The following is a 12417-nucleotide window of genomic DNA, read 5'->3' as shown; positions in this document are numbered from 1 at the left end:
CGGCTTTTTTTGTTTCAAGTGGCCTCTCGTATGGGCCACCACTGATGAGGATGCACACGAATGCCTGTAATCTCTCTTCCCGATGGTTCCCAACGTAATTTTGACGATCCGGTGACGGTCCATGATGTGGCTGCCGATATCGGTCCTGGACTGGCCAAAGCGGCGATGGCCGGTCGGGTTAACGGTGAACTGGTCGATACCTCCTTTCTGATCGAGGCGGACTGCGAACTCGCCATCGTCACCAGTCGTGACGAGGAGGCCCTGCCACTGTTGCGCCACGATGCCGCCCACGTTATGGCGCAAGCGGTACAGGAGCTCTATCCCGGTACCCAGGTGACCATCGGTCCTGCCATTGAAGACGGTTTCTACTACGACTTCGCCCGGGACGAGGCGTTTACCCCGGACGATCTGAAAAAGATCGAACAGCGGATGCAGGAGATCGTCAAACGCAATCTGCCGATTACCCGGGAAGTCTGGGATCGGGAAGAGGCGATCAAGACCTTCGACTCGATCGGTGAGACCTACAAGGTTGAGATCATCAAAGAATTCATCCCCGAGGGTGAAGAGGTGTCTGTCTATCGCCAGGGTGAGTGGTTCGATGTCTGTCGAGGTCCCCACCTGCCGAGCACAAACATGCTGGGTAAAGGCTTCAAATTGATGAAAGTGGCCGGCGCCTACTGGCGTGGCGACTCCAACAACGAGATGCTGCAGCGTATCTACGGTACAGCCTGGCGGGACAAGAAGGAGCTGAAGGCCTATCTGCACCGACTGGAGGAGGCTGAAAAACGGGATCACCGTAAGATCGGCAAGACCCAGGATCTGTTCCATACCCAGGAAGAGTCTCCTGGTATGGCCTTCTGGCACGACAAGGGCTGGCGCATCTATCTTACGGTTCAGCAATATATTCGGGACAAGCTGAAAGACCACGGTTACCAGGAGGTCCATACACCTCAGGTGATCGATCGCAGCCTGTGGGAAAAATCGGGGCATTGGGAAAAATTCCGTGACGACATTTTTGTCACCGAGACCGATGACCGGGTCTATGCGATCAAGCCGATGAACTGCCCGGCGCATATTCAGATCTACAACCATGGGCTGAAGAGCTACCGGGATCTGCCCCTGCGCCTGGCGGAATTCGGTTCCTGCCATCGCAATGAGCCATCCGGCACCCTGCATGGTTTGATGCGGGTGAGAAACTTCGTACAGGACGATGCCCATATATTCTGTACCGAAGATCAGATTCTCTCCGAGGTAGAGGCGTTCAATACATTGCTGCTCGAGGTCTACAAGGATTTCGGCTTCGACGAAGTGCTGGTCAAACTCTCCACCCGACCGGAAAAACGGGTTGGTTCGGACGAAGTCTGGGATAAAGCGGAAAAAGCCCTGGAAGATGCCCTCAATCATCAGGGACTCGATTGGGAGCTGCAGCCGGGGGAGGGTGCCTTCTACGGACCGAAGATCGAATTCTCCCTGCGGGACTGTCTCGGCCGGGTCTGGCAGCTGGGTACCATACAGCTCGATTTCTCCATGCCTGATCGTCTTGGGGCGAGCTATATTGCTGAAGATAATAGTAAAAAGGTCCCTGTGATGTTGCATCGGGCGATCCTTGGATCGCTGGAACGCTTCATCGGAATCCTCATTGAACACTATGCCGGCGCACTGCCGATCTGGCTGGCTCCGGTACAGGCAGTACTGCTGAATATCACCGATCGACAGTCCGAATATCTGAATCAATGCCACAAATCACTGCGGGATAACGGTTTTCGGGTAGAATCGGACTTGAGAAATGAGAAGATTGGCTTTAAAATCCGCGAGCATACGTTGATGCGCGTGCCTTATCTGCTGGTCATCGGTGATCGGGAGATGGAGGAAGGGACCGTCGCTGTGCGTACTCGCACCGGGGAGGATCTTGGATCCATGCCTCTGAGTGAGTTCATGGAACGGGCCAACGCAGAAGTGTCTCAACGAGTAAATTGAGTGTAAAAAGCACTGGTTTTCCGGTGCTTTTTCTACTTTTAGGGTTTGGACTTTTTGGAGGAACCGACTATCGCTGCTGTGAAAAAGCACCGTCTTAATGATGACATTGCTGTAGCTAAAGTAAGACTCATTGGCGCTGATGGTGAACAAGTAGGTGTTGTATCGATTGAAGATGCCCTTAGGGCTGCTCAGGATGCAGGGCTGGATTTGGTGGAGATCGTGCCGAACGGGGAGCCCCCGGTTTGTCGCGTGATGGATTATGGCAAGTTTCTCTTCGAATTGAAGAAGACGAAACAGGCTGCCAAGAAAAAGCAGAAGCAGGTTCATATCAAAGAGATCAAATTCCGGCCAGGGACTGGCGAAGGGGATTATCAGGTAAAACTGCGCAACCTGATACGTTTCCTTGAAGACGGGGATAAGACCAAGGTAACCATGCGGTTCCGCGGTCGTGAGCACGCTCACCGTAAATTGGGTTTGGAGCTTCTTGAACGGGTGGAAAAGGATCTGGCTGAATATGGTCAGATGGAACAGAAACCCGCAATGGAAGGCCGCCAGATGGTGATGGTGCTCGGTCCCAAGAAAAAGTAACTTTTTTTACGCCTTAAGGCGTACAAATCGCGGAGTTAAAACGATGCCCAAGATTAAGACTAATCGTGGTGCGGCCAAACGGTTCAAACGCACCTCGTCCGGTTCATTCAAGCGTAACTGCTCTCATCGCCGTCATATTCTGACCAAGAAGAGCACCAAGCGGAAACGCCAGTTGCGTGCACCCAACACCATCGCAAAGTCCGATGTGGCAATCGCCCGTCGTATGATGCCTTACGCCTAACCTAACGAACCGGATCTGAACTATGTCCCGAGTAAAACGTGGTGTACAAGCACACGCCCGCCATAAAAAGGTGCTTGATGAAGCTAAGGGTTATTACGGTGCCCGTAGAAAAGTTTATCGTGTCGCTAAGCAGGCGGTCATCAAGGCCGGTCAATACGCTTATCGCGATCGCCGTCAGAAAAAGCGCCAATTCCGTGCGCTGTGGATTGCCCGTATCAATGCCGGAGCCCGTGATAACGGTCTGTCCTACAGCCGCATGATCAACGGTCTGCATCTGGCCAACATCGAAGTCGATCGTAAGATGCTGGCTGACCTGGCGGTGAACGACAAAGCGGCATTTAGCGTGCTGGCAGAACAGGCCAAGGCCGCGCTTTCCAGCTAAATAACTACTGTTTCCGGTTCAACCGGTGGCAGAGTAAGCAAAGAAGGGGAAGGCCTGAGGCTTTCCCCTTTTTTTGTCATGGATCCGCATGACCTAGGTTTGTCAGTTGATAGATTGGCGAATTGGCAATGGCCGGCCACTGGAAAACTGACCGAAACAGCCCCTTTATTCGCTCACTTGAGGTTTAAATAGACAGATGGAAGATTCCACATTGGACTTACAAAGTCTGATTGAAGCTGCCGAAAGTGCAATCAAACAGGCCGACAGTCTGCCCGCATTGGATGAGATTCGCGTCTCCTATCTGGGTAAGAGTGGCCAGTTGACTTCACAATTGAAGAAACTGGGTAGCCTGCCCCCTGAGGAGAGACCTCAGGCCGGACAGAAAATCAACAAAGCCAAGCAGGCCCTGCAACGCTCGATCGAATCCCGTAAAGGTGAACTCGAAGAGGCGGCGCTGGCGCAACGACTGGCCGACGAAAAGATCGATGTGACCCTGCCGGGCAGGGGGCTGCAACGTGGCGGTCTGCATCCGGTCAGCCGAACCCTTGAGCGTATCGAACGGCTCTTCTCCAGTGCCGGATTCGAATCTGTTCAGGGGCCGGAAATCGAAGATGATTATCACAACTTCGAAGCCTTGAATATTCCCGATCACCATCCGGCGCGGGCGATGCACGATACCTTCTATTTCGATGCGCACCTGTTATTACGTACCCATACCTCTCCGGTGCAGATACGCACCATGGAAAAGGGTGAACCGCCGATGAAGATCATCGCGCCGGGCCGGGTCTATCGTTGCGATTCCGATCTGACCCACACACCAATGTTCCATCAGGTGGAGGGATTCCTGGTAGATGAGGATGTTTCGTTTGCCGACCTTAAGGGCGTGCTGTATGACTTCCTCAGCCACTTCTTCGAGCGGGAGCTGAAGCTACGCTTCCGGCCCTCCTACTTCCCCTTCACCGAGCCTTCTGCCGAGGTTGATATCGAGTGCGTGATGTGTGGTGGTGAAGGCTGCCGGGTTTGCAGTCACACCGGTTGGCTGGAGGTTCTTGGCTGCGGCATGATCCATCCGGAGGTTTTCCGCCATGTGGGTATCGACAGTGAGAAGTACACTGGATACGCCTTCGGCATGGGGGTCGAACGTTTGACCATGCTGCGTTACGGGGTCAATGACCTTCGTCTTTTCTTTGAAAATGACCTGCGCTTTCTAAAGCAGTTTGCCTAATAAACAGAGTGTTCGGCGTCAGTAGAGCTATAGAGTGGTAGATAAGCATGAAATTCAGTGAAGCCTGGTTAAGGGCGTGGGTCAATCCACCGGTAACAACCCAGGAGTTGGCGGACCAGCTGAGTATGGCCGGTCTGGAGGTGGATTCCGTTGAACCGGTCGCCGCCGCCTTCAATGGGGTGGTGGTTGGTGAGGTGTTGGCCCGTGAAGCCCACCCGGATGCGGACAAGTTGAGCGTATGTCAGGTCAGCATCGGCGCTGAGGAGCCACTGCAGATTGTCTGCGGGGCGAAAAATGTTGCGGCCGGGATGCGTGTGCCGGTGGCCACGGTCGGCGCCCGTTTGCCTGGTGATTTCAAGATCAAAAAGGCCAAGCTCAGAGGTGTCAGCTCATCCGGGATGATCTGCTCCGCCAGCGAACTGGGATTGGCGGAACAGTCCGACGGTATCATGCCGTTGCCGGAAGATGCACCGGTTGGAGATGATTTTCGCCAATACCTGGGACTCGAGGATCAGAGTATCGATGTGGATCTTACCCCGGACCGCAGTGACTGCCTGGGACTGCTCGGCATAGCCCGGGAGGTGGGGGTGATCAATCGCTGTGCGGTTGAGTTTCCCCGAATTGAGTCTCAGCCAGCAACCACAGATGAGCGGGTCGATGTGGCACTGGAAGCGGACCAGGCCTGCCCCAGATATCTCTGCCGGGTGGTGCGTGGTGTGGATGTCAATGCACAGACGCCGTTGTGGATGCAGGAGCGCCTGCGCCGTGGTGATGTGCGATCGCTCGGACCGGTAGTGGATGTGACCAACTATGTGATGTTGGAACTGGGTCAGCCGATGCACGGTTTCGATCTGCAGAAGATCGAAACGGGGATCCGGGTACGGCTTGCCGAGCCTGACGAGAAGCTGACCCTGATCGGTGGCCAGGAGATCGAGCTCAGCGAAGGGACACTGGTGATCGCCGATGCCAATCGTCCTCTGGCGCTGGCCGGTATCATGGGAGGCGAGGATTCGGCGGTGTCTGACGCTACTCGGGATATCCTGCTGGAGAGTGCCTTTTTCGCACCCACCGCAATCAGTGGTAAAGCCAGAGCCTATGGGCTGCATACAGATTCCTCGCATCGTTTCGAAAGGGGCGTCGATCCCTATCTGCAGGCTCAGGCGATGGAGCGGGCGTCACAACTGCTGGTAGAGATTGCCGGAGGTGAACTGGGTCCGGTGGTGGAAGCGAACAATGAGTCGATGATCCAACAGCGACCGGAGATTCTGCTTCGTGCGGACCGGGTCAATCGTCTGCTCGGGGTTGAAATCGATCGGGCCGAAGTGACTGATATTCTCAATCGTCTCGATATGAGAATCATCGAAATGACGGCGGGCTGGCGGGTAACAGCACCAAGCTGCCGATTTGATATTGCGATCGAAGAGGACCTGATTGAAGAGGTTGGGCGTATCTATGGTTACGCAAAAATTCCGCCTCACAGAGGCAAGTCCGCGATGGTCATGGCCGATCGTCGGGAGGCTGAGTTCAGTCTGTCGAGCGCAAAAAACCTGTTGGTGGGACGAGATTACCAGGAAGTGATCACCTACAGTTTCATCAGTCCTGAGATTGAGGCACAGGTCGATCCGGAGGCGAAAGGCATTCGCCTCGCCAATCCAATCTCTGCCGATATGTCGGTAATGCGCACCTCTCTGTGGCCGGGATTGATCCAGACAGCCGTCTACAACCAGTCGAGGCAGCAGCAGCGGGTGCGGATTTTCGAGTCCGGTCTCTGCTTTCGCCAGGGAGACGGCATTGAACAGGAGCCGATGATCGCAGGCTTGATCGCGGGTAACGCTCAAGCCGAGCAGTGGGGTGAAGCCGGCCGTGCGGTCGATTTTTACGATATCAAGGCGGATCTGGAAGCACTGTTGAGTCTGACAGGGCGCCATCAAGGTATCGGTTTTGCGGCCGTTAAACATCCTGCACTGCATCCAGGTCAATCTGCCGAGGTGCGCATCCACGACAAGGTGGTGGGTATGCTGGGTATGCTGCATCCGGAACTGGAGCAGAAAATGGGCCTGAATGGGGCGACGTTTGTGTTCGAATTGGCCTTGGAAAACCTGGCCGAGGGTGTGCTGCCCGGATTTCAGGCGCTCTCCAAATACCCATCCATCCGTCGAGATATCGCTCTGGTGGTGGACGAAAATGTCAGTTTTGAGTCGATCAGGAATCTTATTCGTGATGAATCCGGCAAAATTATTAAAGACATCCTGCTTTTTGATGTCTATACTGGAGAAAACATAGATTCGGGTCGAAAAAGTCTCGCATTGGGATTGATTTTACAGGAAAAATCACACACTCTTACTGATAAGGAAGTGGATGAGGTGGTCGACGCGGTGTTACAACGGTTGGCTAAGGATACAGGCGCGAAACTGAGAGATTAGGACAACAAATGGCACTGACAAAAGCAGATATGGCAGCCAGGCTTTTTGATGAGCTTGGACTGAACAAACGTGAAGCCAAGGAGATGGTGGAGATGTTCTTTGAAGAGATCCGCATGTCTTTGGAACGAGGGGCGCAGGTAAAGCTTTCCGGGTTCGGAAATTTCGATTTGCGTGAAAAGAAACAGAGGCCTGGACGAAATCCGAAAACCGGCAAAGAGATCCCGATCTCGGCGCGTCGGGTGGTGACATTCAGACCAGGACAGAAACTTAAGGCACGAGTAGAAGCCTATGCTGGATCCGAGCAGCAGTAATACCGATCTGCCCGCAATACCGGGCAAACGCTATTTTACGATTGGCGAAGTGAGTGACCTTTGCCAGGTTAAGCCCCATGTTCTGCGTTATTGGGAGCAGGAGTTCCCGCAGCTCAAACCGGTCAAACGGCGGGGTAATCGACGCTACTATCAACGGCACGATGTGCTGATGATCAGGCAGATACGCAGCTTGCTCTATGAGCAGGGATTCACCATCGGTGGGGCACGTCAGCAGCTTTCCGGGGATACCGCAAAAGAGGATCTGCAGCAGAGCCAGCAGATCATCAAGCAACTACGCGGTGAGTTGGAAGAGCTTCTGCATATCCTCAAACGATAAACCTTTCCTGGCATTGACATAGGCCGTGTAACTGCCTAGTATTGCCGCTCTTTCCGGGCGTAGCGCAGTCTGGTAGCGCACTACAATGGGGTTGTAGGGGTCGGGTGTTCGAATCACCCCGCCCGGACCAAATAAAAAAGGGGTTACCCATGGGTAACCCCTTTTTTTTGCCGTGATTTCAGTCTTACTTGTTGACTGTGGTCAGGCCCAGGCTTACCCAGTCCTGCATGCCACCGCGATACCATTTCAGTTTATAAGCGGGATATCCCAGGTTGAGCAGGGTTTTGATGTTGCTCGAAGACTGAGGACACCAGCTGCCGTTACAGAACATCACCAGGGTCTTGGCATTACGGAAGTCAAGGTTGCCTTTGATATCCTGTACACCAAGCTGATTGATCAGAATGTCATGCAGTGTGTCAGCTTCTGCAGACACGTCAAAGGCACCCTGAACATCCACATTGATCCTGTTCCAGGGAATGTTAACGGAACCGGGAATGGTGCCGCGAATGATCCATTCAGGGGTGCGTGAATCCACCACCATCACTTTACGATCACCATCACTGACACGTTTCAGGTAACCCAGGACTTCCAATTCACCCACAGTATCCACCCCGGCTGAGATGGTCGCAGGTTGAATGCAGAAGGGTGGGCAGTGACGAGATGTTTTGGAAAAGGATTTCGGTACCACCGCATTCTTATCGGCAGAGCGGGTGATCATGACCTTTTCACCGCCATGCATCACTTCCACTGACTGCAGTCCTGGTGAAATCTGATTACCTTCTTCCGCACGCAATTGTGTAGTAAGTGCTACGCCACCAACAAGTGTGGTCAGCATGAGTACTTTGACAAACTTCATTATGTCTTCCTCCCGTGGCGTTAGCCGTTATTCGTAGTGTAGGTAAGAGGGCAGTTTAAGCTCTTTCTGTGACATCGCCTGTTCATAACCCAGGTGCCCCTGCTTGGCTGCTTTGTTGGCAAGCTTCGCCGCTGCCACAAAATCACCTTTTTTAAGAAGCCCTTTTGCCTTCTTGATCATTTTACCGGTATCACGCCATTCGCCGCCCACTTCGGCGGCCTGTTTTCTGGCAGCATCCGCTGCGTCAATCAGTTTTTGCACCTTGGCGGTAGATACTTCGTCAGCCAGGGCTAAGGTTGTCATGCTGCTGCATAAAATGCCAGCCAGCAGGCTGAATTTGAGAACTTTTCTTTTGTGCATCGCTTTTACTCCGATCACGTAATCTTGTCCTGATAGGGGTTACTTTCTGGCGCCGGGGCCGTTGAGTGGCAGGCCATTGCTCATGTAGGTCAGGAAGTACTCCAGATTACGGTACTCCTCACCATGCGCCTTGAAAGGTTTGGCACGGACCTGTTTGTTACAGCCGGTGAAACGGCGATGCAGTGTGCCTACCGTACCCCACTTCGAGCGATAGACAGGAAAGTGAGTGGTATGTCCGAGAGCCGGACTGAGAATCTCGGTACGTAGAATCATACCCGCATTCTGCAAATGACAATGGGCACAGGAGAAGTTCAGCTGTCCACGGCGGGTATAGTAGAACTTCTTACCATCCTCATAGGCCTGCAGGGCTTTTGGATCATCACTGGGTACGACCACATTAGTAACCTGACCGCGGGACTCATATGAGAGATAAGAGAGGATGCTGTTGATTGGGCCTTTCTTATACTTCATCGGCTTTTCGCCATTAGCTTTGCGGCAGTTGTTGAGTGCCAGAGGCAGGGTCATGACCATGCCTTTATCCTTGTCCCAGTGCGGATATTTACCGGCCAGGGCAGGACCGTCTGGAAAACAGTCTTTATAGGTTTTGCCATTCGCAAAGGGGGTCTCCCACATGGCTTGCCCTTCATCAATGAAAGGTTCATAGGGGGGGAACTCTTCGATGGCTTCCCAGTTTTCACGCCCGACCGGGTCGATGGAGTAGGCGCCATTGATATAGTCTTGGGTCTCTACATTGGGAAAGCGCTTTTTGAAGAAGTTCTGGAACGCCGCCAGGTCTTCTTCAGGGGTTGTTGCCTGTGCAGAAGCAATAAAGCCACAGGTCATGACCAGCAAGGTCAACTTACGAAATAGTTGTTTCATGTTATTTCAACCTCAAAGGAGTGCAGTCTTGATCTTTAGGAGTTGTATGGCTTAAAGGGTCCAGACGTACTCAACCACTTTTTTGAAATCAGACTCGGAAAGAATGCCGTGCTTGCCAAAAGGTGGCATTGAAGATTCCGGGTTTTTAATGGTGGCATCCCAGATCTGCTCAGTGAGTGCTTCCTTTGTCGGATAGCGGGATTTCATGGCAATCAATGCCGGTGCGATATTACCCGGTGAGGGCGCGCCGCTGATGTTGTGACAGGCCAGGCAGTTGCCTTTTTTCCTGTCGAATGCGATTTTTTTGCCTTCTGCGACATCTGCATCGCCGGCTAGGAGAGTGGGGGAGACCAGAACTTGGCCGGCTATGACACCAATCATACCGACTTTTCCAATCCACTTTTTGGTATTACCAATCATCGTGTCCTCCAGGATGGGGGTTAATGTGGTTGTAACCTGTTGTTTAATAAGCTTTATTGAGTTTATTTTAAGCTAACTGGATTACAACAAGTCGTTTGCTTGCCATTGTCTCTCAGGACGAATTTTTGGCTGATTGCATTGTGATACTTTGTAGTAGACTCTGTAAAGTCCTGAAAGTAGCAAAAATTATAGTGGTAAACCATGGTATCGACTATGGAAATCTGATTTGGCATGAGTATCTGGTTAATATTAATGAAAAAAACACCATTCAGCAGACAGCTTCACAGCGGCTTAAACAGGCCCTAGTGGCCCACGAGTGACTTTGATCGTCAAGCCTTGGTAGATCGATGACAACAGCAGATAAATCAGATTGGTATGTTTATATATTGAGATGTACTGATAACACGCTCTACACCGGCATAACAAATGACATCAATCGGCGGGTTGCTGAACACAATCGTGGGATAGGCGCCAAATACACCCGGGGAAGAACCCCCGTCGAACTGGTCTTTACAGAAACCCTGCCAGATCGAAGTGCTGCGTTACGTCGTGAGCTGGCAATCAAACGGATGAAAACCGCAGAAAAGCAGCTGATGATCAATCAGACCGTATCGTCATGAGGATTCACTCAGGATCAGACTGCTACCGCAGGTTTGGCAGAGATAAGTGACGCCGGAGATGATTCTGTTGTGCCGGATTGCACTGAGTTTATGTTGTCGGCAAAGACAGTGGTAATCGAAATAACGCATGCTGCGGGCTGCACTTTGCGAGGTGTCAAAACTGTGGCAACGGTTTGCCGGTACATTGAAGTAAGACATGATCGACCGCCACTCGCTGCCATGGGGTTTGATCGACTGACCGTAGAGTCTGCGTGCTAGCAGGTGTGCGACTTCATGGGGTACGGTCTGCTCAAGAAACTTCTCACCATACTGTGCCAGCAGCGTTGAGTTGTAGCGGATTTTCATTTGGCCGCTGGGGTGGATCACCAACAGCCCGGCCGATTTACCCTTCAGATCAAACAGGATCTCCGGATGGCAGGGGGATAACTTGAAGCTTTGCTCAGCTGAAGCCAGTAATTGGCGCGTTCTTTCCCTTGCTGCTGTTTGCGCTTGTTGTTCAGTCATCTGACCCTATGTAACCCGGTATCGACAAATCAAAGATTCAATATATCACCAGATGTGGTCGGTCCGGTAGGCTGATAAATCTGCTGCGTTCGCAATTGCAGTGTCCCAGATAGGGTGATCAATTACTGAGTGTTAACAGGCCCAAATAGGTGGTTCAAAAAACAGCCAGCTATGACTCAATCGGAGTTAAAAAAAGCCCCTGATATCAGGGGCAGGAGGAACTACATATAGTTTTTGGCCTCCTCTCCTGGATTGGGGAGTCCTGAGATACGCCAGGCTTCCCGGCAACCGCCAAACAGACGGGTCACACCATGCTTACCTAGGTGCATGATTCGGCAGATATGAGACATAACCGGGAGTCCACCGGATTCAAGGTGTTGCTCACGAAGATAGAGAATCACAGACCAGTGATCGGGGGTTAACTCTCTGATGCCATCCATTTGGGCAATCAACCTTCCGGTTTCCCGTGTCCATGCCTCTGTGTTGATCAGGAAGCCGTCCTCATCAAACTCCAAAGGTATATTGCCTTTACCTTTCAGAGGCGCTTGTGTGGAAATCTGTGCCATTACCAGCTCCTTTAGTCGTTTAATCAGTGATGCCCTATTGGATAAGAAAAACTAATGCGCCAATAAGTAGTCGTATTGGATAATATAGTCTGAAAAATCGCTCATTCAAGTTGAGAGTAATGGCATTATCCGCTGTCTAAATCAGGGATTTCTCTGTTTTCGTACAACCTGGGGAGGGTGCGGTGAAAAGAATCCTATTTTTAATAATAATGGTGTTGCATCCACTCGTGCTAAGCGCAGATGATGAACCGATAATCACTCAACCTAACTACGACTCGCCCAAAGTGGTTTACGATTTTTTTCTGGATGAGCCGGAGAAAATGTCTGCGGCTCTGTTCTGGATACGTTCACTGATGAATCCCCTGACTGAATCCCCCTATGACCTGGCGCCGGAGATGATGGACATCAAGGTCGTGATACACGGCACAGAGATCGTGACACTGGTAAAGAAGAACTATGCCAAGTACAAAGATGTGGTTGAACGCATGCGCTATTACGCCGCCCTTGGCGTTGAGTTCAAGGTCTGTAATCTGGCAGCCAATGACTACGACTATAAATTGGGTGATTTTCATGAGTTCGTCGAGTTGGTGCCTTCGGCCTTTACTGAATTGGTGCATTGGCAGCAGCATGGCTATGCACTGATCATTCCTCAGGTGCATATCCGCAGAAGAAGTCTCGAAGAGATACGCTGATTATCACTCAAGCGGGTATCAATCTTCATTCCATAG

The 12417-nt window shown here is 52.0% G+C and carries 16 protein-coding genes and 1 tRNA gene; 11 read left to right on the top strand and 6 right to left on the bottom strand.

The genetic code is table 11. From position 1 onward, the window contains the following. The first annotated feature begins 60 nt into the window (after nucleotides 1–60). From thrS to AC4IE8_RS11960, 9 genes are all read left to right on the top strand, one after another. Nucleotides 61–1977, top strand: a complete 1917-nt coding sequence (gene thrS / locus AC4IE8_RS12000; RefSeq protein ID WP_490791104.1) for a threonine--tRNA ligase — start codon at nucleotides 61–63, stop codon at nucleotides 1975–1977. Between the two features lie 54 nt (nucleotides 1978–2031). Then, the gene (gene infC, locus AC4IE8_RS11995) at nucleotides 2032–2565 is read left to right on the top strand and encodes a translation initiation factor IF-3 (protein WP_490791103.1); all 534 of its coding nucleotides are present in this window, start codon (nucleotides 2032–2034) and stop codon (nucleotides 2563–2565) included. Between the two features lie 43 nt (nucleotides 2566–2608). Beyond that, a complete protein-coding gene (rpmI, locus tag AC4IE8_RS11990) occupies nucleotides 2609–2806 on the top strand; it encodes a 50S ribosomal protein L35 (RefSeq protein WP_068993829.1) in 198 nt (65 codons plus the stop codon). 22 nt (nucleotides 2807–2828) lie between these two features. Beyond that, on the top strand, nucleotides 2829–3188 hold the full coding sequence (gene rplT, locus AC4IE8_RS11985; protein WP_068993825.1) for a 50S ribosomal protein L20: 360 nt from the start codon (nucleotides 2829–2831) through the stop codon (nucleotides 3186–3188). Between the two features lie 196 nt (nucleotides 3189–3384). Then, entirely contained in the window at nucleotides 3385–4413 is a 1029-nt protein-coding gene (gene pheS / locus AC4IE8_RS11980; protein ID WP_068993821.1) for a phenylalanine--tRNA ligase subunit alpha, read from the top strand. 47 nt (nucleotides 4414–4460) lie between these two features. After that, nucleotides 4461–6836: a phenylalanine--tRNA ligase subunit beta gene (gene pheT / locus AC4IE8_RS11975; protein WP_490791102.1), complete on the top strand. Its 2376-nt coding sequence runs from the start codon at nucleotides 4461–4463 to the stop codon at nucleotides 6834–6836. A gap of 8 nt (nucleotides 6837–6844) precedes the next feature. Next, nucleotides 6845–7147 carry an integration host factor subunit alpha gene (gene ihfA, locus AC4IE8_RS11970; RefSeq protein WP_068993812.1) on the top strand — a complete coding sequence of 101 codons (303 nt, stop codon included), beginning with the start codon at nucleotides 6845–6847 and terminating at the stop codon, nucleotides 7145–7147. Next, the gene (locus tag AC4IE8_RS11965) at nucleotides 7125–7484 is read left to right on the top strand and encodes a MerR family transcriptional regulator (protein ID WP_068993809.1); all 360 of its coding nucleotides are present in this window, start codon (nucleotides 7125–7127) and stop codon (nucleotides 7482–7484) included. The genes ihfA and AC4IE8_RS11965 overlap by 23 nt, the downstream gene beginning before the upstream one ends. 53 nt (nucleotides 7485–7537) lie before the next feature. Beyond that, nucleotides 7538–7614 (top strand) — tRNA-Pro (locus AC4IE8_RS11960). 54 nt (nucleotides 7615–7668) lie between these two features. Here AC4IE8_RS11960 and AC4IE8_RS11955 read toward each other — a convergent pair. From AC4IE8_RS11955 to soxX, 4 genes are read right to left on the bottom strand one after another with little or no spacing between them, the layout of a single operon-like run. Then, complete coding sequence (locus AC4IE8_RS11955) at nucleotides 7669–8340, bottom strand: rhodanese-like domain-containing protein (protein WP_068993806.1); 672 nt, start codon at nucleotides 8338–8340, stop codon at nucleotides 7669–7671. Nucleotides 8341–8367: 27 nt separating this feature from the next. Further along, nucleotides 8368–8700 (bottom strand): hypothetical protein, encoded by a 333-nt coding sequence (locus AC4IE8_RS11950; protein WP_068993803.1) that lies wholly within the window; start codon nucleotides 8698–8700, stop codon nucleotides 8368–8370. A gap of 39 nt (nucleotides 8701–8739) precedes the next feature. Next, nucleotides 8740–9579 carry a sulfur oxidation c-type cytochrome SoxA gene (gene soxA, locus AC4IE8_RS11945; RefSeq protein ID WP_068993798.1) on the bottom strand — a complete coding sequence of 280 codons (840 nt, stop codon included), beginning with the start codon at nucleotides 9577–9579 and terminating at the stop codon, nucleotides 8740–8742. Nucleotides 9580–9630: 51 nt separating this feature from the next. After that, entirely contained in the window at nucleotides 9631–9999 is a 369-nt protein-coding gene (gene soxX, locus AC4IE8_RS11940) for a sulfur oxidation c-type cytochrome SoxX (RefSeq protein WP_083226157.1), read from the bottom strand. Between the two features lie 347 nt (nucleotides 10000–10346). Here soxX and AC4IE8_RS11935 point away from each other — a divergent pair, with 347 nt between their 5' ends. Then, nucleotides 10347–10619, top strand: coding sequence for a GIY-YIG nuclease family protein (locus AC4IE8_RS11935; protein ID WP_068993794.1), 273 nt, complete (start codon nucleotides 10347–10349; stop codon nucleotides 10617–10619). Here AC4IE8_RS11935 and AC4IE8_RS11930 read toward each other — a convergent pair. Then, entirely contained in the window at nucleotides 10614–11123 is a 510-nt protein-coding gene (locus AC4IE8_RS11930) for a SprT family zinc-dependent metalloprotease (protein ID WP_490791101.1), read from the bottom strand. The two genes, AC4IE8_RS11935 and AC4IE8_RS11930, sit on opposite strands and share 6 nt — an antisense overlap. 221 nt (nucleotides 11124–11344) lie before the next feature. Continuing rightward, the gene (locus AC4IE8_RS11925; RefSeq protein ID WP_068993790.1) at nucleotides 11345–11689 is read right to left on the bottom strand and encodes a TusE/DsrC/DsvC family sulfur relay protein; all 345 of its coding nucleotides are present in this window, start codon (nucleotides 11687–11689) and stop codon (nucleotides 11345–11347) included. 227 nt (nucleotides 11690–11916) lie between these two features. Here AC4IE8_RS11925 and AC4IE8_RS11920 point away from each other — a divergent pair, with 227 nt between their 5' ends. Next, nucleotides 11917–12381 carry a DsrE family protein gene (locus AC4IE8_RS11920; protein ID WP_490791100.1) on the top strand — a complete coding sequence of 155 codons (465 nt, stop codon included), beginning with the start codon at nucleotides 11917–11919 and terminating at the stop codon, nucleotides 12379–12381. Nucleotides 12382–12417: the final 36 nt, after the last annotated feature.

It is taken from the genome of Candidatus Thiodiazotropha sp. AKAK2, assembly GCF_058244685.1.
Note: the sequence above shows the minus strand (reverse complement) of the source record. Positions and strands in the feature narration are given on the sequence as shown.

Coding starts and splice junctions, on each gene's coding strand:
- rplT (WP_068993825.1), top strand. CDS start 2,829: ATGTCCCGAGTAAAACGTGGTGTACAAGCACACGCCCGCCATAAAAAG.
- rpmI (WP_068993829.1), top strand. CDS start 2,609: ATGCCCAAGATTAAGACTAATCGTGGTGCGGCCAAACGGTTCAAACGC.
- pheT (WP_490791102.1), top strand. CDS start 4,461: ATGAAATTCAGTGAAGCCTGGTTAAGGGCGTGGGTCAATCCACCGGTA.
- AC4IE8_RS11925 (WP_068993790.1), bottom strand. CDS start 11,689: ATGGCACAGATTTCCACACAAGCGCCTCTGAAAGGTAAAGGCAATATA.
- AC4IE8_RS11935 (WP_068993794.1), top strand. CDS start 10,347: ATGACAACAGCAGATAAATCAGATTGGTATGTTTATATATTGAGATGT.
- AC4IE8_RS11950 (WP_068993803.1), bottom strand. CDS start 8,700: ATGCACAAAAGAAAAGTTCTCAAATTCAGCCTGCTGGCTGGCATTTTA.
- ihfA (WP_068993812.1), top strand. CDS start 6,845: ATGGCACTGACAAAAGCAGATATGGCAGCCAGGCTTTTTGATGAGCTT.
- AC4IE8_RS11930 (WP_490791101.1), bottom strand. CDS start 11,123: ATGACTGAACAACAAGCGCAAACAGCAGCAAGGGAAAGAACGCGCCAA.
- thrS (WP_490791104.1), top strand. CDS start 61: ATGCCTGTAATCTCTCTTCCCGATGGTTCCCAACGTAATTTTGACGAT.
- AC4IE8_RS11955 (WP_068993806.1), bottom strand. CDS start 8,340: ATGAAGTTTGTCAAAGTACTCATGCTGACCACACTTGTTGGTGGCGTA.
- soxA (WP_068993798.1), bottom strand. CDS start 9,579: ATGAAACAACTATTTCGTAAGTTGACCTTGCTGGTCATGACCTGTGGC.
- pheS (WP_068993821.1), top strand. CDS start 3,385: ATGGAAGATTCCACATTGGACTTACAAAGTCTGATTGAAGCTGCCGAA.
- soxX (WP_083226157.1), bottom strand. CDS start 9,999: ATGATTGGTAATACCAAAAAGTGGATTGGAAAAGTCGGTATGATTGGT.
- AC4IE8_RS11965 (WP_068993809.1), top strand. CDS start 7,125: ATGCTGGATCCGAGCAGCAGTAATACCGATCTGCCCGCAATACCGGGC.